19 protein-coding genes are annotated in these 25,526 nt (G+C 37.5%); 10 read left to right on the forward strand and 9 right to left on the reverse strand.

What is annotated here, in order from left to right; genetic code table 11:
* Window positions 1-114 precede the first annotated feature (114 nt).
* Window positions 115-267, forward strand: coding sequence for a hypothetical protein (locus ACMAYX_RS00235; protein WP_158246795.1), 153 nt, complete (start codon window positions 115-117; stop codon window positions 265-267).
* On the opposite strand, the gene ACMAYX_RS00240 is transcribed toward ACMAYX_RS00235, so the two are convergent.
* Window positions 264-1,160 (reverse strand): hypothetical protein, encoded by an 897-nt coding sequence (locus tag ACMAYX_RS00240; protein ID WP_412462508.1) that lies wholly within the window; start codon window positions 1,158-1,160, stop codon window positions 264-266. The genes ACMAYX_RS00235 and ACMAYX_RS00240 overlap by 4 nt on opposite strands.
* Before the next feature lie 204 nt (window positions 1,161-1,364).
* On the opposite strand from ACMAYX_RS00240, the gene ACMAYX_RS00245 reads away from it, so the two are divergent.
* From ACMAYX_RS00245 to hemB, 6 genes are all read left to right on the forward strand, one after another.
* Window positions 1,365-4,226, forward strand: coding sequence for a tail fiber domain-containing protein (locus ACMAYX_RS00245; RefSeq protein ID WP_392992221.1), 2,862 nt, complete (start codon window positions 1,365-1,367; stop codon window positions 4,224-4,226).
* 190 nt (window positions 4,227-4,416) lie between these two features.
* Window positions 4,417-9,036 (forward strand): hypothetical protein, encoded by a 4,620-nt coding sequence (locus tag ACMAYX_RS00250; RefSeq protein ID WP_412471363.1) that lies wholly within the window; start codon window positions 4,417-4,419, stop codon window positions 9,034-9,036.
* A 42-nt stretch (window positions 9,037-9,078) separates the two neighbouring features.
* Entirely contained in the window at window positions 9,079-9,984 is a 906-nt protein-coding gene (locus tag ACMAYX_RS00255) for a ParA family protein (RefSeq protein WP_103216996.1), read from the forward strand.
* Between the two features lie 30 nt (window positions 9,985-10,014).
* Complete coding sequence (locus ACMAYX_RS00260) at window positions 10,015-10,266, forward strand: hypothetical protein (RefSeq protein WP_103216997.1); 252 nt, start codon at window positions 10,015-10,017, stop codon at window positions 10,264-10,266.
* A 42-nt stretch (window positions 10,267-10,308) separates the two neighbouring features.
* Window positions 10,309-10,740 (forward strand): SufE family protein, encoded by a 432-nt coding sequence (locus ACMAYX_RS00265; RefSeq protein ID WP_103216998.1) that lies wholly within the window; start codon window positions 10,309-10,311, stop codon window positions 10,738-10,740.
* Between the two features lie 3 nt (window positions 10,741-10,743).
* The gene (hemB, locus tag ACMAYX_RS00270; RefSeq protein WP_103216999.1) at window positions 10,744-11,733 is read left to right on the forward strand and encodes a porphobilinogen synthase; all 990 of its coding nucleotides are present in this window, start codon (window positions 10,744-10,746) and stop codon (window positions 11,731-11,733) included.
* Between the two features lie 203 nt (window positions 11,734-11,936).
* Here hemB and ACMAYX_RS00275 read toward each other — a convergent pair whose 3' ends face one another.
* Entirely contained in the window at window positions 11,937-12,227 is a 291-nt protein-coding gene (locus ACMAYX_RS00275; RefSeq protein ID WP_103217000.1) for a (2Fe-2S) ferredoxin domain-containing protein, read from the reverse strand.
* Between the two features lie 50 nt (window positions 12,228-12,277).
* On the opposite strand from ACMAYX_RS00275, the gene ACMAYX_RS00280 reads away from it, so the two are divergent.
* Window positions 12,278-13,681, forward strand: a complete 1,404-nt coding sequence (locus ACMAYX_RS00280; RefSeq protein ID WP_392992213.1) for a TonB-dependent receptor — start codon at window positions 12,278-12,280, stop codon at window positions 13,679-13,681.
* Window positions 13,682-13,690: 9 nt separating this feature from the next.
* Window positions 13,691-15,997: a penicillin acylase family protein gene (locus ACMAYX_RS00285; RefSeq protein WP_412471364.1), complete on the forward strand. Its 2,307-nt coding sequence runs from the start codon at window positions 13,691-13,693 to the stop codon at window positions 15,995-15,997.
* Window positions 15,998-16,001: 4 nt separating this feature from the next.
* Here ACMAYX_RS00285 and ACMAYX_RS00290 read toward each other — a convergent pair whose 3' ends face one another.
* On the reverse strand, window positions 16,002-17,714 hold the full coding sequence (locus tag ACMAYX_RS00290) for a mechanosensitive ion channel family protein (protein WP_412469445.1): 1,713 nt from the start codon (window positions 17,712-17,714) through the stop codon (window positions 16,002-16,004).
* 138 nt (window positions 17,715-17,852) lie between these two features.
* Here ACMAYX_RS00290 and ACMAYX_RS00295 point away from each other — a divergent pair, with 138 nt between their 5' ends.
* Window positions 17,853-20,216 carry an ATP-dependent Clp protease ATP-binding subunit gene (locus ACMAYX_RS00295; RefSeq protein ID WP_412462513.1) on the forward strand — a complete coding sequence of 788 codons (2,364 nt, stop codon included), beginning with the start codon at window positions 17,853-17,855 and terminating at the stop codon, window positions 20,214-20,216.
* Between the two features lie 4 nt (window positions 20,217-20,220).
* Here ACMAYX_RS00295 and ACMAYX_RS00300 read toward each other — a convergent pair whose 3' ends face one another.
* The 6 genes from ACMAYX_RS00300 to ACMAYX_RS00325 form a co-directional block, all read right to left on the reverse strand.
* Entirely contained in the window at window positions 20,221-21,252 is a 1,032-nt protein-coding gene (locus tag ACMAYX_RS00300) for a peptidogalycan biosysnthesis protein (RefSeq protein ID WP_412471365.1), read from the reverse strand.
* Between the two features lies 1 nt (window position 21,253).
* Window positions 21,254-21,898, reverse strand: coding sequence for a DsbA family protein (locus tag ACMAYX_RS00305; protein ID WP_233189690.1), 645 nt, complete (start codon window positions 21,896-21,898; stop codon window positions 21,254-21,256).
* Window positions 21,882-22,322 (reverse strand): disulfide oxidoreductase, encoded by a 441-nt coding sequence (locus ACMAYX_RS00310; protein ID WP_103217559.1) that lies wholly within the window; start codon window positions 22,320-22,322, stop codon window positions 21,882-21,884. Before ACMAYX_RS00310 ends, ACMAYX_RS00305 begins: the two co-directional genes overlap by 17 nt.
* Window positions 22,323-22,416: 94 nt before the next feature.
* The gene (locus ACMAYX_RS00315; RefSeq protein WP_103217006.1) at window positions 22,417-23,406 is read right to left on the reverse strand and encodes a ParB/RepB/Spo0J family partition protein; all 990 of its coding nucleotides are present in this window, start codon (window positions 23,404-23,406) and stop codon (window positions 22,417-22,419) included.
* An 89-nt stretch (window positions 23,407-23,495) separates the two neighbouring features.
* A complete protein-coding gene (locus tag ACMAYX_RS00320) occupies window positions 23,496-24,275 on the reverse strand; it encodes an SDR family NAD(P)-dependent oxidoreductase (protein ID WP_412471366.1) in 780 nt (259 codons plus the stop codon).
* Window positions 24,256-25,524: a methyltransferase gene (locus tag ACMAYX_RS00325; RefSeq protein ID WP_412471367.1), complete on the reverse strand. Its 1,269-nt coding sequence runs from the start codon at window positions 25,522-25,524 to the stop codon at window positions 24,256-24,258. The genes ACMAYX_RS00320 and ACMAYX_RS00325 overlap by 20 nt, the downstream gene beginning before the upstream one ends.
* Window positions 25,525-25,526 lie beyond the last annotated feature (2 nt).

A 25,526-nucleotide genomic window follows, 5' to 3' on the forward strand; every position in this document is an offset into this window, starting at 1 on the left:
AAAGTATAGGCCTTCTTAAGTTATCTTAATGAAGGCCTATTTTTTTTCACATCAAATGACATTCAATTTTCGTTATGCTTTCCTTTTACTATTGTTTCTAATTAGGGAGGAAAGATGAAAGTAATTCTACTGATTGCCTTATTGTTACAACCTGTCTCTGAAGCTTCTTTCTTTAAGCATAAAAGAGAGAAAGAATCATTCTTTGCTTATATTATTAGGATATTGATTAAGCCTTCAATTCCTCATGATGGTGAAGGTGATACTTAAAAGGCATATCCAACAGATAGGCCAAACATTGTTTGATCTGTCGATTGTTGGAAGCCATCTGCGAATTCTTCATCAGTTTGGATAGCATCAAAATTAGCTTTGAAAATAAGTGATTGAGAAGTTGAAACCTTATACTCAAGACCTAAGCTGACTGATGGAAGAAGCATTGCGCTTCCAACTCTAACTGTATCTTGGATACTCGTTTCAGAACGGCCAAAGCCTGCGCCTAGTGAAATAAAGTAGCTGAAGCGATAACTCCAACTATTATTAAATGAAATTTTTAAGGCCGCTGTCCCCATCATTCTTTTGGTTTCCTGCTCAACATTTGGATTTAGAAGTGTCAGAAGGTCTAGATCGTAGCGAAATCCTATGATTGTTTGAAAAGTTTGATTAATAGGGATGGCGTAGTTAAATTGAAACGTGTCACCAGTTCTCGTTCCATCATTATTAATACTTGAACTTGTCGATTCACTTAAGCCTTGATTCTTCCCGTAGAAAAATTCAAATCGATTATCATAGCGTTGAAATTGTTTTTCTCTAAGAGACATCTCTTCTTCTGCTAGCATCTGTTTGTATTTTGCATCTCCAAGAATTTTAGGGATTTCTAACCATACTCGCTCAGGAGAGTAGTTAACTGTAACAATTTGACCTTTTTCAAAAGGTACGCGCATATTATTATCAGTCACAATCCACTGAGAGTATTCTTTCGTTATGGAGATAGCACGGGCCGTAAAAGAAATCTTCTTCGAAGAAAATAGAGAGACTTGTCCCTTTACAATATTATCAACTCGTCCTTTTCGAATAACAAAAGACATTCCATCATTAGCAATATTTTGAATAACAATTAGGTTTGTATTGAGGTCATACTTTTCGGCAAAGGACGCTGTGGCCATTGATAGAAATGTAATTGTGACTAAAAGAGTTTGCAAAAATCTTTGAACGCTATTCATATAAGTATTTTATAACCAATGACAAGTTTAAGAAATCATTGGCAAATACTCCTTATTTGCAATTGATAACCAAGTGCTTTGGTATAGTAATATTAATAGTTTAACTTTATTTATTAATCTCCGATATGAAATTAGGGATTTATGGATATGAAACTTAATAATGCATTTTACATTCTCTTCGTTGTACTTTTTGTCGCGTGTAAGCCGGTGAGTAATACCGCTCGCAATAACGTTGATTCATCAGACACTTCTGATATTACTAAAAGACATCAGATTACACTTATTGAAGTTTCTTCAAATCAATTGATTCTTAATGGGACAAACCTTTCAACAATAAGTGCTGTTAAAACAAAGAATGGCCCACAAGTTATTAATTTAAATATTTTATCAAAGTCAGCAAATATGGTGAGGCTAGGAGTACCTAATGGTTTAAAGATCGTTGGTGGCTTTATTTATGACCTTATTGTTACAGATGCCTTTGGACAAACAGTGACATCTGTAAGTTTTGATGTCCAAAATAGTTCGATTTCTACAAGTAAAATTCAAGATGGAGCAATTACGAATTCGAAATTGAGTTCTCTTGGCGCATCTAGTGCAGGACAAGTTTTACAGTATAATGGATCAGCTTGGGTTGCTGTTGATTACCTTGGTGGCTCAAACTACTTAGGTCGATTAATTCTTGATGCTGGAGGAGGAGTTACACCACCTTCTGTAGCAGGAGTTAATAATGGTGACTTCTATGTTGTTAATGATGCAGCACCAGTTGTCGGTGATCTAAATGGTGATGGAAATATTGAAACCTTCACTGCAGGGGACATCATTCGCTTTAATGAATCGACTAATAAGTGGGATCTGCAATTAAGTAATGGTAGTTATGCTGGCCCTTGGGATATTAGTGGTTCACATATTAGACGAGTAGGTTCAGGTGGAAAAGTTACAATTTCTGATGATCCTTATGAAGGCCCTTCAAAATTAACTGTAAGTGGAAATATTGCAGGCCCTACTACTGCTGAAGAAAGTATTCTACTGCATGTTGGTGGAAATGTTAGTTCTGGTTTAGGATCTAGTTGGGCAAGGGCATTATCATTTGGTTTAAGACAAGAGCATAATGCCACGATGGGAGTATACGGAAGTAACACTAATGTCGGTGGGATGAATTACTTCTTTATCGATGTTGATGGAGACGGAGATAGTTTAACTTCATCTTTTTGGAATTCTGCTGAATTCTATATCGACTCTTCAGGGAGAACATCAGTTGGTGGTATTCCTAATCCACTATATCTGTTCTACGTTTATGGTAACTCGGGAATAAATGGAAACTTTAATGTTTCATCGACTGTTACAGCTGCTGCATTTGTAGGGGACGGTTCTGGGATTACAAATATTAATGCTATCAATATGACTAATTCTGGAACGACGACAATAACGGCCGGTAGTTCTGGACCTGGTGATATTGCATTTCAATCTGAATCTTCAGATTTTGCTCTCTACGATGCAAATGGTTTTCTTTCATTTGGGCACACATCAAATCTTGGAACATTCAATGCGACTGCTCAAATTGATGTTCGTAGTGACTCTGGAGATGCGAGTGGACAATTCTATTCTTATGGTGGAAATCAGTCATCAATTAATCTTGCAAGTTCACAAGGTCTAATTACTGCACCTTCGATGACAACAACTAACGATGTTCTAGGTCTCTTAAACTTTGGTGGAGATACTGGTAGTGGAATAGTTAATACTGCAAGTATTCGCTCAACTGCGACAGAAAATTTTAGTGCGACAAATCTTGGTACTGAATTGAATTTCTATACAACTGCAAATACTTCTAATACTCAACAAGAAAATATGAGACTGACAAATAATGGAAGGCTATTAGTTGGTAGTTCTGCCGTTTCCAATACATCGGGTTACCAGATGGTTGTTGGTGGAAGTACTCAACTAGCAGGCAATCTGAATGTTACAGGTATTTCTCAGTTAAGTAGTACTGTTGTTTCTGGAACACTTTCTCATACCGGAAATTTATCAACAACAAATTTAACAGCAAGTGGGACAATTCAAGGAAATGGAATTACTTCAACAGGTGGCCTTGTAAATACAGGCGTACTTACAAATAATGGAAATGCTGTTGTAAATGGAGCTCTACAGGTTACGGGCGCCGCTACTTTTGACAGTGATATTACTGTCACTGGAAATGTGGATTTTGGAAATATTTCTGTTAATACGATTGCAGGTGATGCAACGACAAGTTCAGCATTCTTTGGTCAAGTTACTTCAGCACAAAAGATTATTTCTCAAGGTGGAATTGATAATGTTGTTTTTAAAGGTGGAACGCTTAATAATTTTGAAGTTCTTGTAGATAATGGAACTGGTATAAAGCTTGGAAATATGAACTCAGCAGGAGCAGTTGGCTCAAGCCTTCCTGTTACAATCACTACAGCAAATACTGATCGTATGACTGTTACGGCAGCAGGTCGTGTTGGAGTTGGAACAACGACACCTTCAGAGCAATTTCATGTCGTAGGCAATCTAAGAGTTCAAGGTGCAACAGACTGTACGCTTGGAGGTGGTGCCGGTGCCACGAACTGTACATCTGATGAAAGATTAAAAGATAATGTTGTCGAAATTGAAAATGCACTTGATAAGATTAAGGCACTAAAGGGGGTTGAATTTGATTGGAATGAAAAATCACTTTCTCCTGGAATGCACTCAATCGGTGTAATCGCTCAAGATGTTCAAGCGCAATTTCCAACGGCCGTCATTGAGAATGCAGATGGATGGCTATCTGTGGATTATGCAGTCTTAGTGTCGCCACTTATTGAAGCTGTAAAAGAGCTAGATAAGAATATTTCCATGTATAAGCTTATGAGTGAAGGTGTTGAAGTTCAGTTGGCAACAAATACTCGTGAGATAGCTACACTAAAAGAAGAAAATAATAAGCTTAAAGAAGAAAATGAAGAAATGAGGCAAGCACTTTGCTCGCTTAATCAAAGTTTCAAATTTTGCAAATAGAAGAGAGCGCCTGTCAGTTATTTAAGGCGTTTTCATTCTTTAGTGCATATCTAAGTATCCATAATTACATAAATATAGAGGCGGGATCAGCTATCTTCTATAATATTGAAATAACATAAGTGTTTGTTTGTCTTTATTTAAAGTTAAGAAATATTTTGGCGATAAGTTATTGGGATACTTGGGAAAGATAATGAATCGTTTACTTTTATTTACAATATTTTTAAGTGCTTTCATCGGTTGTACACCGCAGATGAATTCTTTGAAGCAGGCAAGCTGTGATGATGGACACTATTTCGATGAGATCACAAGAAGTTGTGTTCTAGATGTATCTCCCAAAGCTCCAGTTATCACGACAACTTCAGTCTCTATGATGGAAGATGCGCTTAAGACAAGTTTTCCAATCTCTTTTACTGATCAAAATGGGGGAATCCCAACTTCATGTACGATCGTCAATAGCTCTTCAGGCCTTAATCAATCGATTACAATTGGATCAATGACTTTTGAAAGAGTTAATACTTGGCAAAATGCAATTAACTATGCTGATCTATATATTGAACTTGTGGATAATCCTTCTGTTATTGCAGGATCAGAACTTGTTTCAATTGCAACAAATACAATCACAGTACAAATTGATTCTGGATTTTCAACTTCACTTCAAATTACGAATGCTATAAATTCTAGTTCATTGATTAACCCGATTATCGTGGCCTCAATTACTGGGCCTAACACAACAGAGAGTCCAACTCCTGGAATAAAAATGTTAGGTGCTACTTGTGAATGTATTAGTGGTACTTGTTCAATGGATATTGAACCATCACGCCATATTAATGGTTCATCATATATTGATTTCTATATCAGTGATGATGATGGTGATAGTGCCGTTTCAAGATTATATGTTGATGTGACAAATGTTGATCAATCACCAAGTGTTGCTGCAACAAGGTCTGCGACAGTAAGCGAAGATGACTTAATTACTTTTGTTTTTGATAGTGAAGTAAATGAAATTCCAGTTTCTGGATATTTTGATTATGATGGAGACTTTGCAACTTTCTGTAGTGCTAACTCAATTCATGCAAGTGTCCAAAACTCATCAATTTCATGTAACTGTTCGCTAGGTAAGTGTACTTTAGCCTTTAGAGCAAATACTGATTACTTTAATGCTTCTTCAGAGGCCATGGTTGAGTATCAAATCTATGCAAATGGAAAGTACTCTAATACTGGTGTTGCTTCTGCAAGAATTGTTGAAGTCGATGATGAGCCTGTTGCTGCTAATATTATCACTGTTACAGTGGATGAAGATAGCACAGGAACGCCAGGTGCCCAAACTGCCGTTGGTTTTTACTTTCCAACTGCATCAGATGATTCTTATATGGGATTTCCAAGTTCAGATCTCCGTTATAAATTTAAAAATTTAACAAATTATTCAGATATCCAAGGTTCATGTACAGGTGCTCCTGGAGATAACTTTCATGCTAATAGTGTTGATGATGCCACTTATTGTAATCTCTACTTCGATGGAGATGCTAATGGTGTCTATACAGTAGAATATCAAATTTCTGACTCACCATTACCTTTAACGAGTATGGCAGATTTCCATACAACAGGTTATATCAATGTTGTTATCAATGCTAAGAATGATCCGCCAGTTGTTGCAGGTGGGCCATTTACGCATACAATGAATGAGTCTTCTGATTGGAATAGCGTAAGTGAAACGATTTCATTAGGTAGTGTTTCTGATGTCGATAATACAACATCGACTCTTACTGTTTATTTTATCGATGGTAGCGGAAGTCGTATTAATACGATGGCCGGACAAAGCTCTGTCTCAGGAACAGAGGGGACAATTAAGGATTGTGCAATTTCTTCAGGTGGTGCAATTACATGTTTATACGAAACCCTCAATGGTAATAGCGCTAATACGCTAGGTACACCTGATGATTTCCAATTTGTTGTAAGAGATTCAAGTAATGCGGAGTCTGTTGTTCAAACACTTGATGTTGTTGTTCTTGAAACATCTGATGCACCTGTTATTTGTAATTATTCTGTATATAATCGCCGCGCTGGACGTACCGAGTGTGGTGTAAATAACTGTATTGGAAATGGAGCACCTAGATTCAATCCTACGTCACACGTAAGTAATGACCCTGTCATTTATTTTGATCGCACAAACGGCCTATGTTATGAATCAATTGATACAGACGAGTGGTCAGTGGCCTCTAATAACGGTACTCAAAACGCTAGTTACATGAGTGATGTTATCGTTGGTGAAAAAGAAGATATTATTATTGATAATGTTATTATTAGTGAAGGTGGAAGTATCAATGAAGCTTCTCAAACAGTAACGATTGAAAATGTTGTTTCAACTAATAATGTACTGATTCAGCCAATGAATATTCAGTTTTTAAAAGATACTGATCTAGATGGTGAATATAGTGAAGCCGGAGATCTTGCTGCTGTAAATGGTGCTATGGCAAGTGGTGTAATTGATAATGGAATTTCTATTAATGAAATTCTAAGAATAAAAATGATCCCAACGGCATCTCAATTTGGTGAGACAACGATTTCATTTGATCTTGTGGATAATGGAACTGGATCACCGAGAACTTCTGTTTCTTTCAAAGTTAGAGTTGAGCCGCAGACAGTTGCTCATCATGGTTGGGCAGATGTAAAGGCCCTTGGTACAAAGGTTAACCATTTTGGAATTCGTGTTGAATCAAACTTTACTTGTTCACATTCTCTTACTAAGTGTGACGGTGGAAAAGAGTGTTATGGAACGGTTGCTCCAAACACATCAAATGTAAAACCTGATTCTGCTGGTGCTATTTACCGTACGGCAGGAAATCTTTGTTATTATTCAACTGGAACGACTTCAAGTGATTGGGTACTAATTAATAAGTCTGTTGCATGTAATATCTCAGAGGTTAATCGCGACTACACAACTGATGGACTTTTAGAAGATACGACAACAACTTGTGATGATCTTGGAAGTGCAAGTTGTATTGGTGATGTAACATATGATTCAGGTGATGCTAGCTCTGTAAGTGTTGTTTTCAATTCTCAAACTGAGACATTACTTGCAAGTGATAATAACGGAAAATTCTTATTTAATACTGCTTATCAGGCAACTACTGGTCAGGATTGTTTTTATTCAGATGGATCAAATTGGATTCCTTATCATGGTACTTCTAGAGTGAACCTTGAATGGGAGAATTTCACTGTCGGTACTTCTGGAGCAATTCAAGGCTACAATGTATATCGTAAGAAGGCCGGCCCTCTTTATACGTTTAATTATAGCAATCCACTAAATAGAGAACTTATTACTTCGTCAAATACATATGTTGATAACGGTGAGAACTCGCGTTTAGCTCCTGTTCCAAACCACACTTATGTTTATGAAGTTAGACCAGTTCTTAGCTACACTAATCAGCTAGGGGATAATGAATCTCTAGAGATTACAACTAATAATAATGTTGCAAAACTAACTGTGGTTGCACCTCAAGAAAACTTTGCATTTGTACATCGCTGGATGGTTAATAAGAAGGCGTGTGAGATGATGCATTCTGATTCGTTTATCGATAGTAACTATGTATGTGAGTATAAAGGCTTTGGTGATACTGCCTCAGCTCTTGGAACGATTGGTTCTGTCTATGACTTTGGTAAGGACTTACTTGTACCTCGTTTTGAAATGGGATGCCCTTATTCAAAAACAAGCTGTGATACAACTGATGGACAGTGTGTGGCCCAAAATCTTGGAGCCTATGATGGTCCTGACGGATCAATCTTCTATGAAAGATCAACTGGTACTTGTTATGTTAAAAACGGAACTTGGCAAAACTTTTCAACTCAGACTTTAGACTCTGCTGTTGCATTCCAGTCGTTCTTGCCACCATTAACTAATATTACTAACTCTAGTGCTGTTAATGCATGTACAACACTAACTGGCGCTCCAACGATCGTTGGTTATGGTGCTGCTACTACTTATAAGCTGCCAACTCGTGATGAGCAAATTGCTTATAGTGCATGGGATGTTAGAGCGACTTCTGATGCTAATGTTGAAGTTGTGGAAAGAGGACTTGCGCTTAATTCTTCAAGTAAGTGTAATGCTTCATTAGCAAGTGGGCTTGAGTCTTCGTTCATGGATATTGATAACTTAAGCTCATCAGATATTCATACAATTCCTGGAACAAATTCTTCAGGAATTCGCTCTTTGCATACAGGTTCTGTATTCACGCAAGATTGTACATCTGCCTTTGGTGTTCAAGATGCTGTAGGAAACGTTTCTGAGATTTCTAATACGGCCTATAGCTTCAATGCTAATATTTATTCTTTTGCTTCAATTGTTTCAACTAAAGCTGATATCTATGGTGGGACAGGTGATTATCTGATGGATTCACTCATTGGGCCATGTAATGACTCTGATGGCGACAATGATTGTGACCTAGAGCTTGAAAGTCATTTATTTGAAAATGTTTCTGATTATAGTGCAAGATATTTTAACTATGTTTTCGGTATTCCTATTTCAAATGCAGCAAAAGCTACTGAAGATGCTATGCCAGGAAGTGTTATTAATGATTATACTCTAAGAATCGGATCGACTGCTGGTATCACTAACTCACAACTTCACGATGATGAGATCTTTAGAATCTTTGACAATACTGGTGGAGTTAACGGAAGTATGGCAAGTGGTGGTGATTATTCAAGTCTTTCGGGTGCTGGCGTGTACGCATTTGAGTTTCTTCCTGATACTGAGGCAAGTAGTCGAATTGGTCTGCGTTGTGTTATCGAACTTGATCCAAATCAGTATGACTAATTGGTACCCACTTCTAAATTTATGATATAATCTTTAAGCATCATGACAATGAATGATTCTTGGGAGAAGGTTATGTTCTTTGGTCGCAATCGCACAAATACTTTAGAAGATTTAGGTAAAGGAAAGATAATATCTTTTCTTAATCAAAAGGGTGGGGTTGGTAAAACAACAATGTGTTTTAATACTGCCCATGCCTTGGCCCAGAAAGGTCACAAAGTTCTTGTTATTGATATGGACCCTCAAGCGAATATGAGTTACTTGTTTGGTCATGAAGAAAGTAGAGAGAGTATTAGTATTTTCAATCTGCTTCTTAATTCAATTAAAGAACTTAAGCATCTGCATTCTTCAACGATTTTCGAAAAAGTTGTTTTCAAGTCCGAGTTAGGTGTTGATCTACTTCCGGCGGCCCAAGAATTATCTGGATTTGAATTATGTGTCGCTGCCATTAATTCTCCAAGACAAACAATTCTAAAAAAATATGTAGAACAAGCGGGATTAAGAAAACGCTACGATTATATTCTTATTGATTGTCCACCAACTCTTGGGCTTTTAGTTGTTAATAGTATTTGCGTCAGTGATGGAGTGATTGTTCCATTTAGACCAGATGATTTTTCAATGAAGGGGCTAGAGCATTTTTATGGGATGTTATCAGACATAGAAGATATGGATATAGTGAAGCTTCCAGAGATCATCACTCATATTCCGAATCTAATGGATACGAGACGTAAGCAAGAAGAGAGTGATCTTGATGAGATTAAGGAACTGATTCGTAAAGTAACTGGAGATGACCGCTTCATTGCTCCATTCTTTAATAAGGCCCAAATAGTGAAATCACAGGCCGCTAAGAAGTCAATTTATGCTTATAATTCTAAGGAATATCAGCCGCTTCATGAACAATTTAATAAAATCGCAAATTTAATTGATTCGTGGAATGATTCGACTTTATAACTATAGTTAAGAGACAAAAAAGGAGCTTTCGTGGCCACTATTAAGAACCCATTATATGTTGTAACAAACGAAGGACGTGACGTGGAAGGTGTCGCTACTTATATCGAATTACTAGTCAAGAAATTTGGTTTGCAGCCGTATCTTGATATTCTGGACTCAATGATTGCGATGCTAACAAATCAGGTTGGAAATTACGGCTTTTTCATTGCCCTTCAAAACTTTATTGACCACATTGCCGCTCAAATTGAAAAAGTAGTGGAGTTTGCTTCACGCATTATCTAAAAAATGCTAGACTCCGACTCATATTGACTTAAGGAGTTCATTTTGCAAATACAAGAAAGAGTTGACGCACTTATTTCAGAATTTAATGGATTTGGTGATTGGGAAGATCGCTACATGCACATCATTTCTCGCGGGAAACAGATGGAGTCCCTACCTGAAGATTTACAACAAGAAGAATATAAAGTTAAAGGATGCCAGTCTCAAGTTTGGCTAATTCCAGAGCTTAAAGATGGAAAAGTTTTTTTTCGTGCCGATAGTGATGCGGCCATCGTAAAGGGGATTGTTTCAATTCTAGTTGGTGTCTACTCAGATGCTACACCTGATGAAATTCTCGCAACTAAGCCTGACTTCTTAGATACTATTGGTCTTCGCCAGCACTTATCAATGTCTCGTGCGAATGGACTTTCAAGTATGATCAAGCAAATTTCAATGTATGCCCTTGCTTATAAAACTAAAATTCAAATGGGATTATAATCTATGTATTTAAATAATATTCGTCCAAGAAGAAATAGAAAGAATCACGCCATGAGATCTCTAATGCGTGAAACAACGCTAACAGTAGATGATCTGATTATGCCACTTTTTATCGTAGGTGGAGAAAATCAAACGATTCCTGTAACTTCAATGCCTGGGATTAATCGCTACTCACGCGATCTAATTGTAAAGGAAGTGAAAGAGCTTTGGAACCTTGGCATTAAATGCGTTTCTCTTTTTCCTGCGCTTGATGATTCTATTAAAGACCGTTTTGCAACAGAATCAAAGAATCCAAATGGGCTTCTACAAAAAACAATCAAAGATATTAAAAACGCATGTCCTGATATGCTTATCATGACTGACGTTGCCATGGACCCATACTCAAGTGATGGTCATGATGGACTTGTTTGTGAAAAAACAGGTGAGATCTTAAATGATGAAACTCTGGATATTCTAGCAGGGATGGCACTTGCTCAGGCCCAAGCGGGAAGTGATATCATTGGTCCTTCTGATATGATGGATGGACGAATTGCAGTTATCCGCGATGCCCTTGATGGTGAAGGTTTCTCAAATACACAAATTATGTCGTATACGGCCAAGTATGCTTCAGCCTTCTATGGGCCTTTCAGAGACGCTCTGGATAGTGCTCCTAAAGCAGGTGATAAGAAGACTTATCAGATGGATCCGGCCAATGCTATCGAAGCTCTACGTGAGATTGAGCTTGATGAAGCAGAGGGGGCAGATATCTTAATGGTTAAGCCAGGTATTAGCTATCTAGATATCATTGCTAAAATGAAAGAGCGCACTAATCTACCTGTTGCCGCTTATAATGTATCTGGTGAATATGCCATGGTTAAAGCAGCAGCTCAAAATGGCTGGGTTGATGGTGATGCCGTAGCAATGGAGATGCTTACGAGCTTTAAGCGCGCTGGATGCGATATGATTTTAACGTATTTCGCTAAAGAAGTGGCCGTTCAATTTGCCAAAAACTAAATTTATTTGACCTTAATAGGGATGTAGGCCTTAGCTCTTTTCTCGCGGGCCTGCTTCTCTTTCACTGAAGCAATTCCAACTAAAATACCAACGATAATAACAGGAATCCACATAATCACTCCTTGGTTCCTTTCCTAAGGAAATTATATCATTATTATCGGATAATATTTGATAAAACTAAGTCAATTTTTTGTGAACTTACTCTAAATGCTTGAATCTACGTAGTCTTTTAGGCTCTGGGCCGACTCTTTAGTGCCATCTTTAAACCACTTTGCCTCTGGATAACTGACAATATGGATACCTTCACGGCATTTTCCAAGGCAGTCGCTTGAAGTAACTCTAACGACACCTTTTCCATATTTTTCGTTGAAATATGTCTTTAACTCGCTCTTTAATGCCATGGCATCATCAAGCATAGGGCAATCATTCTTCTTACAGCTCTTGCAAATAAAGATGTGTTTTTTAAAGAGATTCGTGTCGTGTTCTTTTGCCATATAGAGTCCTAAGCTGTTATTATAATTAAAAAATTTTAAGGATTTATACTATGGATTTTTGCCAAATTCTATCAGCAAAACAAAAAGCATTACAAATTAATTTAGATAATAAAATTTACGGCAGTTTCGCAGAAATTGGTGCAGGACAAGAAGTTGCTCGTGAGTTCTTTAGAGCTGGCGGTGCAGCGGGGACTGTTGCTAAGACGATGTCTGCTTATGATATGCAAATTTCGGATGCTATTTACGGTGTCGAGACATCTGGACGTTATGTTTCTCAAGGACGTCTACATACGATGTTAGAGACAGAATTCACAAAAATGTACAAGCGTCTTAAAGATCAAAGAGAAGAGGGAACAAAATTCTTTTGCTTTGCTGATACTGTTGCAGCAAAAAGTTACTCTGGTCGCGGAGAGTGTCATGGTTGGCTTGGTGTACGTTTCCAACATCAAGCAGGGGCAGCTCCTTCTGATTTAATCATTCACGTTAATATGCTTGATCAAGAAAATCTTCAGCAACAAGAGGCCATTGGTTTTCTTGGTGTGAATATGATCCACAGCTGTTTTTATAATTCAAATGATTCATCTCATCTTGTTTCATCTCTAATGGATAACTTATCTGCTAGTCGTCTTAAGATTGATATGATTGACGTTAAAGGTCCGGCCTTTGATGGAGTTGATCCTCGTATTCTTTCTTTAGAACTTGTTAAGAGAAAGTTTACTTCTGCTGTTATGTTTGATGAGAATGGTAAAGTTGTTCAAATCAAAGATTACTTATATCGAAAGCCACTTGTTGTTTTAAGAGGCTCTTTTAGGCCGCCAACAAAGGGAAATGTTGATGCGCTTAAAGTAGGGCGTGAGCTTTTATGCACAAGTGAGAAGTGTGAGAATGTTGTGACTCTTTCAGAGATCTCAATGTCAAAATTACTTTCTCGTTCATCTTCAATTGATAACGCTGATTTTTTAGCTCGTGTTGATTTACTTGCAAAAATTAAGCAAAAAGTTTTAATTACAAACTTCGCTTCTTACTTCGAACTCAATCAGTTCTTACAGCCAATTGCTAAGAATCAAATTGCATTTATTACTAACACTTATAATTTAAATGAGATTTTAAATATCAAGCATTATGAGGATACTTCATTTGGGATCCTAGGTGGATTAGGTGAATTATTTGGCCTTAATACTAAATTGTATCTTTATCCATGTGCAGATGATAATGATGCAAAAAATCGCCTAAGCTTTGCTGATGTAACTTATGACAAGTCTCTTGAGTTTCTTGTTAAGTATCTTCGTGAAAATAAGTTAATTGTCGATCTTGAAGGTTATGATCATGAAGCATCAGGAATCTGGTCTCGTACAGTTATTGAGATGATCTCAAGCGGCGAGAGCGGCTGGGAAAAAATGCTTCCAGAAGAAGTCGTTGAATTAGTTAAGAGTAATAATTTATTTAAAAATTAAGAGAACATCATGAAAAAGATTCTAAGTATTATTGCAGGCCTTCTTATATTAATCATAGCAAGCGTCTACTTTATGCTATTGGGATCTTTTCCAGTAATGCATGGTAGTCTTAAAGTTGATGGCCTAAATGGTCTCACTAAGATCTATCGTGATCATGAAGGAGTTGTTCATATCGAAGCAGACTCTCGTCACGATATGAATTATGCTCTAGGCTTTTCAATGGCCGGTGATCGAAGCTTTCAATATGAGCTAATTAGTCGTGCTGGCCAGGGAAGACTTGCAGAAATTCTTGGGCCAGATCTTGTCGCTGTTGATAAATTATTTCGTACTTTAAACTCTAAGTATATTCGTGATGGCATCTTGGCCTCTCTTGATCCGATTGTGAGAAAAGATCTTGAGTCTTTTATGGCCGGCTATAACTACTATCTTGAAAATAATGTTAGGCCGATTGAATTTTTCTTACTGGGAATAAAGCCTAAGAAAATTGATATCGAAGATATCTATGGTGTCTTCGTTTACTTAAATTATAGCTTTTCGCCATTTATGAGAAATGAAGTTGCTTATCAAAATATTATGGCAAATGTTAAGCATCGTGATTTTAAGTATCTCTTTGCTAATAATGAGGTTGATTTCTCTAAGCGTGTAAGACGTGTCGTTGATGCAAGCTTTATTGACTACGAATCATTATTAAAAGGAATTGGTACTTTTACTGGCTCAAATGCTTGGGCGATCTCTGGAAAGAAGACGAAGTCTGGAAAACCAATCCTAGCAAGTGATCCGCATATCAATTTTTCTGCACCTAATATTTGGTATGAAGCAAATATTAAGAATAAGGAAGAGGGCTTTCATATGTATGGCCACTTCCTACCACTTATTCCATTTCCGGCCATGGGCCACAATCGAAAACTTGGTTGGGGATTAACTATTAGTTACACAGATGATGTTGATCTTTATCAGTTAGAAGATGATTTTGAAATTGTACGAGTTGAAGACTCTTTGATTAAAGTGAAGGGAGAAGAGTCAATCGATTTCCAAATCAAGTGGAGTAAGAAGGGTCCTGTTGTTAATGAGATCGTTCAGGCCGTAAATAAAGACGCAAAGAATATTGCGGCCCACTTCAGTTTCTTTCAAGAAGGTAACAAGCCTATTGAGGGATTTTATGGTCTTGGCCGTGCAAAAAACTTTGAAGAGATAAAGAAGGCCACAAGTATCGTTAAGTCACCTGGCCTTAATATTGTCTATGCGGATGCTGATGGGAATGTGGCAAGACTTATCATGGGGGATAGTTACAAAAGATCACATCCATTTGAATCAGATCTTGTTCAAACACCTGATCGCAAGATTCTAGGGGTCTATACATTTGATGAGAAACCTCATGAGATTAATCCTGAAAATGGTTTTGTTGTTTCCGCTAATGATGCACCAAAGACAATGAAAAGTGGTATCTATCACCGTGGTGGTTGGCATTCAGATAATCGCTATAATACTATTTTAAAGTCACTTGAGCTTCGAGATAATTGGGATATGGATTCTCAAAAGATGGTTCAAACTGCAAGCTTCAGTACGAATAATCGTAGGATGCAAAAAATTATTAATAATGCGCTAAAGAAATATCCAATGACTGCTCTTGAAGAAGAGGCCTTAAAATTCTTTATGGATTGGAAAGGTCATTCTCGCAAAGAACAGGTTGGACCGACAATATTTCATGAAACAAATATGCGTATTCGTAAGCTTCTAATGGATGAGATGGGTGAGGACTACGTTAAGTATTGTAAGGCCATTAACTCTTGGATTTATTATTACCGCTTACTTGAAATGCCAGATAACTCTTGGTGGGATATTGAAAAGACTGCACCAATTGAAGATCGTGACCAGGTCATTTCAATGGCATTTAAAGAGGCCGTGAACTATCTAAAGCAAGAGCTTGGAGATGATGTCAGCAAGTGGCGCTGGGGACTTATTCATCAGCTAACAATGCCTCACCCATTTGGAAAAAATGAGTTTCTTGCGAAAATATTCAATCAGGGCCCATATGAGGCCAACGGATCTATCAATAGTATCAACCATATTCGTCGTGTCTCATGTGAAGCAGGACACACTCCAGTGACAGGACCAAGTACTCGTCGACTAATTGACTTTGCTAATGTCGATATTTCTTACGGGATCCTTCCATTAGGAAACTCTGGGCATATGCTTTCTCCTTATTATGATAATCAGAGAGAACGTTTTATGAATGATGAGTATCGTACACAAATCTTTAGTTTTGATTTAATGAAGAAATCAGGCCCTAAAGTCTTAACTTTAAGGCCATTATAGAAGTTTATTTAAGTCTAAATTGTGAAGAGCGATTAGGTGCATTCCACCTATCGCTCACAAGCTCACTTGCAACCTGCTGAGAACGACTGAAGTCCACATTTTCTGGCGCATAAGTTACGCCTGGGTCTTGTTGAACGTGAAGAGTTTGGGTCGGGAAGGCAAAGTTAATACCATGCTTCTTGGCCGCTCTTAAAATATCTAATAAGAATTTATGCTTTTCATTTAATTCGTCATCCCAACTTGGAACTTCCCAAAACATATAGACAAGAATATTTAGAGAGCTTGCTCCCATTGAATTAAAATATACTTGGAAGTTATCCTTTCTTGTCATTGGATGAGCAACGATAATCTGACGGATACTCTCACAAAAGTTTTCAATCTTTTCTGGAGGAGTCGCGTAATCGATACCTAGAGTTGTATTAAAGCGACGATATCTTCTGCGTCCAAGGTTGTCGATATTGGCATTGATAAGGTTTCCGTTTGGAACTGATAGCAGGGAGTTGTGAAATGTTCTGATACGAGTTGAGCGCATACCAACTTCTTCAACAATACCTTCGATATCATTATTAATCTTTACCCAATCTCCAATTGTGAATGGGTTATCAAAGAGAACTGTAAATGAACCAAATAGGTTAGAGATTGTATCCTTGGCAGCAAGAGCGAAGGCGATACCACCAATCCCCATACCAGCAAGAATTGATTTCATATCTAGCTCGAGTGCATCTCCAATGAAGATGATTCCAACTGCGTAAATAAAAAATCTGGCAGTCTTTCTGATAAGTGGAACGACAATATCATCAAATTTATTTTCTGTTTCACGTGCTTTGTCCTCTAGATAGAGACAAATAACAGTGAGAAGTTGATTTAGAATAAATACCACAGAGATTGCCATGACAATATCACAGGCCTTAACAACAAGAACGAGTGCATCTGCAGGGAGATCAATCCATGTTGCTAGCGTTTGAAACACATAGGCAAAAGCAAGACTACCAAAAGGAGAGGTTAGTCTATTTTGTTGTTTCTCTGTAAAAGTGATATTTCTTTTCTTTAAAATTGAAATTGTTTTTGCTGCAATATAGTAGCGAATGATTCGGTCAACGATAAAGCTTAAAAGAGTAATTACAAGAAGCAGAATCCAGTGAATATTTAAAAGCAGAAAGCGCTGATGAAATGTCCATGCTGGAAGGTATTCTTTTAATCGATCCTTAGGGGATTGGCTGTAAACGACATCCTTAGCAACTTTTTTACCTTTAAGAGAGAGGTCATAGAAGCGAAGGGAGTTCATCGTCTCCTTTGTAAATAGCCACACCATCTTATCGCCACGTTGTACTTGGCGAATTGATATCTCAACATTGTGATCTTTATTTTCTACTTGGACGACTTCTTTACGGTAGTACCAAACTCCATCATCTACCTTTCGTGGGATCTTCTTTACATCTATATATTCAATACGATCAAAAATAGTGATTAGAGTTCGTGAGAAATCTTTAAGCTTAAAATCTTTTACTGTCTCTGGAATATGGCGGCCATCGAGCGCAAGTATTGCTTGATCGAGTCCTCTTTCATTTCCAAGCTTGTAGGCCTTCATTGACTTTAAAAAATAATTCATCGTCGATCGTGGTGAGCTTAGATCAAGAGGTGGTAGTTTTTGGGCAAATACCTGTGCCTTTAAAATTAAAACTAGGATTAGAAAAATCTGAAGAAAAAATTTATTCATAATAATCTCATTTATTTCGAAAAAAATATTTTGGTTACCTTGACAATTATAAAACACGTCCCATCTTTATAGTAGAAGGGGAAAAATACCTCATAATTTTAGGTGTTTATACCCATAAAATTGCGTGGAGGAATTTTTATGAATAAGTACGATTCAATCGTTGCAGGCAGTCTCGATATTGCCCAATCTCTTCTTATGGAAAAGAAGAATACTCAACTATCTGAGTGGCACCTTGCTTACGGGCTGGTGAAAAATCCTTCTTCTTTTTCATCAAGAGCACTAAAGAATAAATTAAAAGATATTAAGGCCGAAGTTGAGCGCTTACCTCAAGCTTCTCAAGAAGTTTCACTTGATAATGTTAGACCAACTGCTGGCCTAAGTAAGTGGCTAACATTGGCATCTTCCAATGCTATTCAATCAGGCCGTCAGGAAGTAACAGAAACTGATCTTCTAAAGCATATTGTGACAACCCTCTCCAGTCTCAATATCGATCCGAATGTCTTTAACTCTGCTATGAATGAAGACGAAGAAGAGGTTCCTGCCTTCCTGACGAACCTGAATGAAATGGCCCAAGAAGGCAAGCTTGATCCTGTCATCGGTCGCTCTAAAGAGATACGTGCCGTGATGGAAATCCTAGGACGTCGTGGAAAGAATAACCCTGTTTTAGTTGGGCCGGCCGGTGTTGGTAAAACAGCTATCGTTGAAGGCCTTGCTGAAATGATTGTTAAAGGGACTGTCGCCGATGTACTAGAAGGTAAAACTGTCTATGCCCTTGATATGGGGGCCTTGATGGCCGGAACAAAATTTCGTGGTGAATTTGAAGAACGTCTACAAAAGCTTTTAAAGTATATTAAGCAAAATGCGGCCACTTCAATCCTATTTATCGATGAGATACACCAATTAGTTGGTGCTGGTAAGACAGATGGTGCGATGGATGCGGCCAATCTTTTAAAGCCAGCTCTAGCAAGAGGTGAGCTAAATTGTATTGGTGCAACGACTGATGAAGAATATCAAAAGTATATTCTAGGTGATAGTGCACTTGAGAGGCGCTTTCGTGCGGTACCTGTAAATGAGCCTTCAAAAGAAGATGCAATTGAAATATTAATGGGTATCCGTGAGAAGCTAGAAATCCACCATGGAATTAAGATCTCTGATGATGCAATTTATAACTCTGTCATTTTATCTGATCAGTATATTACGGATAAGAACCTTCCTGATAAGGCAATTGACTTAGTTGATGAAGCAGCAAGTGCTCTTAAACTTTCTGCCGAAGCTATGCCTGCTAAGCTGGTTGAATTAGAAGCGGATATTCGTTCTAAGAAAGTTAATATGCAGATTGATAAGGATAATGAAAAGCTTGCTAAGGAAGTCGAAGAGTTAGAAAAAACTTTCAATGCACAAAAAAGTACATGGGAAGAAGAAGTTCTTTCTCTTAAAAGAGTCTCCGAGTTAAAGAATCAGCGCGATCGCTTAAATTTTGAGCTTGAGGCAGCTGAAAGAAATCAGGACTATGAAAAGGCATCAATGATTAAATATTCTCAACTTCCTGAAGTTGAAAAAGAACTAGAAGCTTGCCATCATGATTGGGTTCTAGCGACAAAGGATATTGCACTTGTGATCTCAAGACAAAAAGGGATTCCTGTTGAGAAAATCCTTAAATCTAAACAAGCGCAAATATTACAGCTTGAAGGATTCTTAAAGTCTCGTGTTTACGGACAAGAGGAAGCCTTGACTGAAATAGCTGATACCATTGTGTCGGCCCACGCTGGTCTAACTGACCCTTCTCGACCACTAGGTTCATTCCTCCTAAAAGGTCCTAGTGGTGTGGGAAAGACGGAAACAGCAAAGGCCCTTTGTGAGTTCTTGTTTGATACACAAGATAACTTAATTCGCTTTGACCTCTCAGAGTTTAGTGAAAAACACTCTGTGAGTAAGCTCATTGGAGCGGCCCCTGGTTATATTGGTTATGAAGAGGGTGGTGTTCTAACTGAAGCAGTAAGACGTCACCCTTATTCAGTGATCCTATTTGATGAAATTGAAAAGGCCCATCATGATTTTGGCGATATCTTGTTACAGATTCTCGACGATGGAAGGCTCACAGATAACAAAGGTCGCACGATTGATTTTAAAAATACGATTATTCTTGTCACTACAAATGCGAAAGAAGTAGAAACGGCATTTAAACCAGAAGTGTTGGGACGTCTTGATGCTGTTCTGACATACAATGCTCTTGATCGCTCAATTATGAACTCGCTAATTGATAAGCAAGTACGCTTACTTAACTCGAGACTTCTTGGACGTAAACTTAAAGTTGATCTATCTGAAAGTGTACGTGCGAAACTTAATGAGCAAGGGTATAGCGAAGCCTATGGAGCAAGACCTCTGGCATCAATCTTTAACAGACTCGTTACTAGGCCTTTATCAAAAGAGATAATGGCACATGACCTAGAAGAAAAAGACTTAAAGATTGATTATAAAGATTCTCAGTTTACAATTAATTAAAAACTTAGGGACTACTTTTGAAAGGAAGTAGTCCCTTTAAATCCTCATGATATTTTTTCACACTCAAGTTTTGATTATGTACATGATTGGCAATCGCTTCATGTAATTGTACATTTTTTAAATGGTGCCATGACTCAATCTCTACTGGCCTAAAGCCACGATAGAGCTTTTGTTCTCCTTGAGCACCAGCTTCAAAGATCGCTAGGTTATTTTCAATCGTATACTCAATTGCTTTGTAGTAACACATTTCAAAGTGGAGAAATTCGAAATTGTGTTGGTGTAGAGGGTGAATTCCCCAGTAGCGTCCGTAGAGTTTTGTTTCAGATTCAAAAAAGAGCGCCATTGCAATAATTGAGTCTTCTTTATAGGCGAGGTGAAAAAAACAATTATCTAGTGTGTTTAAACCTAAGAAGAAGGCAAGTGTAAGATAGGCGTAAGCCGATTTCTTATCAATTGTTGTTAGATATAAACCATAAATTTGCTTAAGCTCATCTGATGAAAGCTCTTTAGCGAAAACTTTTTTTATCTCAATATCGTAAGAGTGACAGGCCTTGCGCTCTTTTTTAATACTCTTTCTTTTATTCTTTTTAAGTTTAGAAAGATAGTCGTCAAACGATTCGAATTCGTTAATAAAATGATACTGTGTTGTGATTTGCTTAAAAAAGCCAAGCTCCTTAAGTTCAAGATAGCTCTCATCTGTAAAGTAGTAGTGCTCACTTGATAGCACGAGTCCTTGATACATATCAAAAGACTTCGTTAGAAGTTTACTATCAAATTCTTGAGTGAATTTACTATTATTTACTGGTGTAAAAGGGATGGCATGAATTAGTTTTGGGTAGTATTCAATTCCCATACGGTGATAAAGATCTGCCCAGGCCCAATCAAAGATATATTCACCATAGCTGTGAGATTTTATATAGGAGATGAGTTGATTATTTTCTCCCTCAATGTGGACAGGCTCCCAGCCTCTTTGAGGGCATGCACTCCCACTATCTTCAATTAATTTTAGAAAGTGGGAGTTGGCAAATGTATGCATGTTATTTATTTAATTCTTCTCGGATCTGTAATTCAAGTTGTTGGTAGCTAAAGCGCTCTAGTGGCTTGCCGTTGATAAAAAATGTTGGTGTACCACGAACTCCAAGGGCCTTACCGTCTTCAGCATCTTGTCTAATCCATTCCATAAACTTTGGATCATGCATATCACTCTTAATTTTGTCGATATCTAAATCAAGAGTTGTAAGGTAGTTCCAAATAAGATCTGGTCTCGGGTTATGATGATTTCCCCATGCTGGCTGACTTTTAAATAATAGATCAAGTGTTTCCCAATACTTTCCTTGTTTTCTTGCGGCCTCTAAAATTGAGATTGCATATGCAGAGTTCTTATGAAATGCAGCGTAGCGAACGACTAGTTTTACCTTTCCTTCATATTTATTCATGATTTCTTTTACATATGGAGAAAACGCACGACATGATTCACATTCCGGATCTAGAAATTCTACGAGAACAACTTTTGCATTATCTGGTCCCATTGATGGAGAGTAATCACGTACAAATAGCTTGTGGTTTTCATTGGCCATAAAGCCTAGTTTGGCCGCCTGCTGTTTCTTGTAAAATGTTGCACTAATAGCAAATACTGCAATAACTGTAATAATCGCAGCTATGATCTTATGACTTTTTTGCATTTAAAAATTCCTTGTTGTTATAAATTTCTAATAAGAATAGTGATAATAAAATTGTAAAAGCAAAGAATGCCAGCATTGGGATTGAGATGAAACCAAACCAATTAATCCATTTTTCTGAACACGGCACACCACTAACACATGGGCTAGCGCTTTCAGGAATGACTTTAAGCTGGACAAGATTGTGATAAATCGAAATGAGCCAGCCTGCAAAAATGAATGGTGCACTATAAAGTATGCTGCGCTTATCATCTTGATAGAAGCCAATTAATAATATGGCCGCAAGAGGATACATTGCAATTCTTTGCCACCAACAAAGTGCACATGGAACAAATTCCATGATCACACTAAAAAATAGCGAGCCAGCTGTTGCAAGTACTGCAACAATCCACATAATGAAGAGAGTGTTTTCTTTGATTAATTTCATGACAATAATCATAACGAAACTTTAAACAGATGACCAAGTAATTCGTCATCTGCTTAAAGCGTTATATTGTCAATTTTTTGTAAAGTGGTTTTTATTAAAGAGAATATTCAGGATTGAACTCTTGTTGTCCTTCTTCAAGCACAACTGTAGGCTCCGCCACGATATCTTCATCTTGTACTTCTACAGAAGATGTATGATTTGATGTCGTTCCCATGTTAAAAAAGCGCTCAAGATTTTCTTGCATCTTTCTAAGCTCTTTCATAATTGAGTCTGCTTCTTTACCTTCATAAGTTAATTCTTCTAAAAGAATTCGAGTAAGGTTCTTATTCATTCTCTTTGATAGGTTTCTTAGGTGTGCGTATTCAGCTGGTAATGGCTCCATTGTCTCCATTTCCTGTTCTGCTTCTTGAACTCCACCTCGTTTAGCAGCTGCAACGATTTGCTTTACTTCTTTTACTGTCTTATCTGCAATCATTGGAAGAACGCTATCTTGCACTTCCTTGTCTAATTTGATGATTTCATTTGTTACACTTGCATTGATGTGACCAAGCTGGCGTGCTTTCTTAACATGTTCTGAAGCAAGAGCATCTCTTTTGATTGCTCCTTTAATAACACTCTTTGAAAGACCAGTCTTTTGTGCAGTAATGGCAGCAAATGAATCTTGATCTTGCTCTTCTTTAGCTTTTTCCAGCTTCTTCTCTTCTGTTGTTGTTGCGATTACATCAACTTCAATCTTAGTCGCTGTCGGATTAAGCTCTTCAAAGATTTCGCGCCCACGATTAAGGCACTTTTCAAATTCAAGTTTATCAAGTGGTCTTCTCACTAAGTTTTCATCAATTGAAATAAGTTCTTGCTCAAGGCTTTGTCTATCAACTACGTGAACAGGAATCTCTTCAATACCGAGTTCTTTGAGTGCTTGATATCTTCTAGCACCTGCTAGTAATTCATTATCTTTATTAATTGTTAGAGGATTAATTAGACCAATATTTTCGATACTGATTTTTAATGTATCAACATCAGTATTTGTTCTTAGGTATTCACTATTAAGTTTAATATCATTGATATTAACAGTTGTTGTTTGCATGGAGTCCTCTTAATTTTCAAAAATTTGTGTGTTGTGTGGGCCCTAGTTTAATAGGGAAATGTATATCTGACTAGAGGTGTAAGGTATTTTTAGTAACCACGCCCTGTGTTGACGCGCTCAATTATTCTCAGTGTAAGTGTGTGAGGTATAGTGGTTAATAGGGTTTTGAAGATTTTGTTTAGAAAGCCTGGGACAATATAAAATTTGTTTTTGCTAAGTGCGCCTATCGTCTCATTCACCACTTGCTCTGATGAAATACCACTGAAGTGCTGCTTTTCGGCCTTGCCTTGGTTAATTCGAAATTGAGTGTAAACAAGTCCAGGGCAAACTGAAATAACTTGTTTGTTTGTCCCGCTAAGATCTCTTCCTAGGGCCAAGCTAAATGAATGAATCATGCTCTTTGAGGCCGCATAGACACTTTGTCTTGGAACAGGGAAGAAGGCATAGAGTGAAGCGATATTGATTATTTTAAGTTCTTCTTTTTGCTGTAAAAAGTGATGGCTTAAGCGCATTGGTACTTCGACATGTACTCTTTGCATGCTTACTTGTTTTTCAATATCTGTTTCAAGATATTTTCCAGCTACTCCAAAGCCTGCATTATTAACAAGGTATGACAAAGGTTCTTTGATCTTAGAGATTACGTATTCACAAGCTTCACTTTCGCACAGATCCTTAATAATGATCTCACAATTTACTTGGTATTTCTCTCGGTACTCTTTTGCATTTTGATCGAGAAGAGTAAGGTTTCGGCCATGAAGATAGAGGTCGTATCCAAGAGAGGCAAAATAGTCAGCAAAGGCCTTACCCATACCTGTTGTTGCGCCCGTGATAAGTACTGTCTTTTTATCTCTATGATTGCTTACGTTCATGATACCAAATTCCAATATTTCGAGGGGACTCTACTTCATTGAAGAATGCCATAAGTTTTGCTTCTTTGCCTCGCTCTTGTAACATGATAGCACGATCATAGAGAAGGTAAAGCTCAAGAGCACGGCCAAACTGCCAGCGAACAATATTGGCAAAGAAGAGCTTTTCTAATAACTCTTGATTTTTTGCATAGAGTTCATCAAGTTGCTGTGCTGTTAAATTAATTGGAATATTGTTTTCTGTTAGCTTTGAAATAGCGTATTCACTAAAGGATTTAGCATAGAGTCTTTTATGAGCATCACCAATTGAGATCACATCAATATCACTTCCTAGTACACTATCAATGTAGATTTGAAGGCAATAGCGATAGTTCTTAACTTTTTTCTTTTGCTCGAATTCTTCGAGGCTCATGCTTTGATGGCCACGAGTTGCCAAAGTTAAGCTATTACTCTCAAGCTCTAGTGGCCCAATTTCTTTTGCATAATTTGAAATATTAATATGCTTACTTGGTTCAAGTTTATTATAGCAACAACCAAAATTTAGAAGTCCACGAGTTTGATTTCTACTTGCCACCTGCATATGCTTAACCGCAAGAGAGCCACAAGTGTGAAGTCCTAGGGAGAAAGAGTCATTACAAAAAATACGCGCATTCTCATCTCCATCAAGATCAATACTAAAATCATGATTGATGAACTTTACGTCCTTTGCCAGATCTGGCCTTGGGTACTTTTTTAAACGATTTTTTCCAATTTCTTGAAATTCACTATTAATATCAAGGCTAATCATTTCCATGCCAAAGTAGTGGGCAAGGGTGCGCGAAAGATGACCAACACCACCGCCAATATCAACAGTATGCTTAAAATCGCCTTCCTTATTTCTAAGTTTCTTAAGAAAATTTGCAATGATTAAAATTTCGTCTTGCTTCTTTCCCTTAACTTTATTAAATGCCCAACTCGGAAGCTCATCCACGCCGCGAATGAGTTCTTCATCCACCGTTTCATAAACTTCATTTTCTCTAAGAGAGCATAGTAAAGTTTTTAAGGGGCCATCTTCTAATTTCGAGTAATCGCGAAGACAGTCCATCTCATAGAGTTCTTCGTGAGTAAGCTTTTTTAGAGGTGTGAGGAATTCTTCAGGATACAGCTCGTCGATTTCTCCAGCGCGCCATGCTTGGAGAACTTCTCTTTGCCATAGCTTAGTGTATGGCCTTAAAATAGTGGCAAGATTTAAAAAAAGCTGCTGATAATTCATGC

It is taken from the genome of Halobacteriovorax sp. RT-2-3, assembly GCF_047085075.1.
GTDB lineage: Bacteria > Bdellovibrionota > Bacteriovoracia > Bacteriovoracales > Bacteriovoracaceae > Halobacteriovorax_A.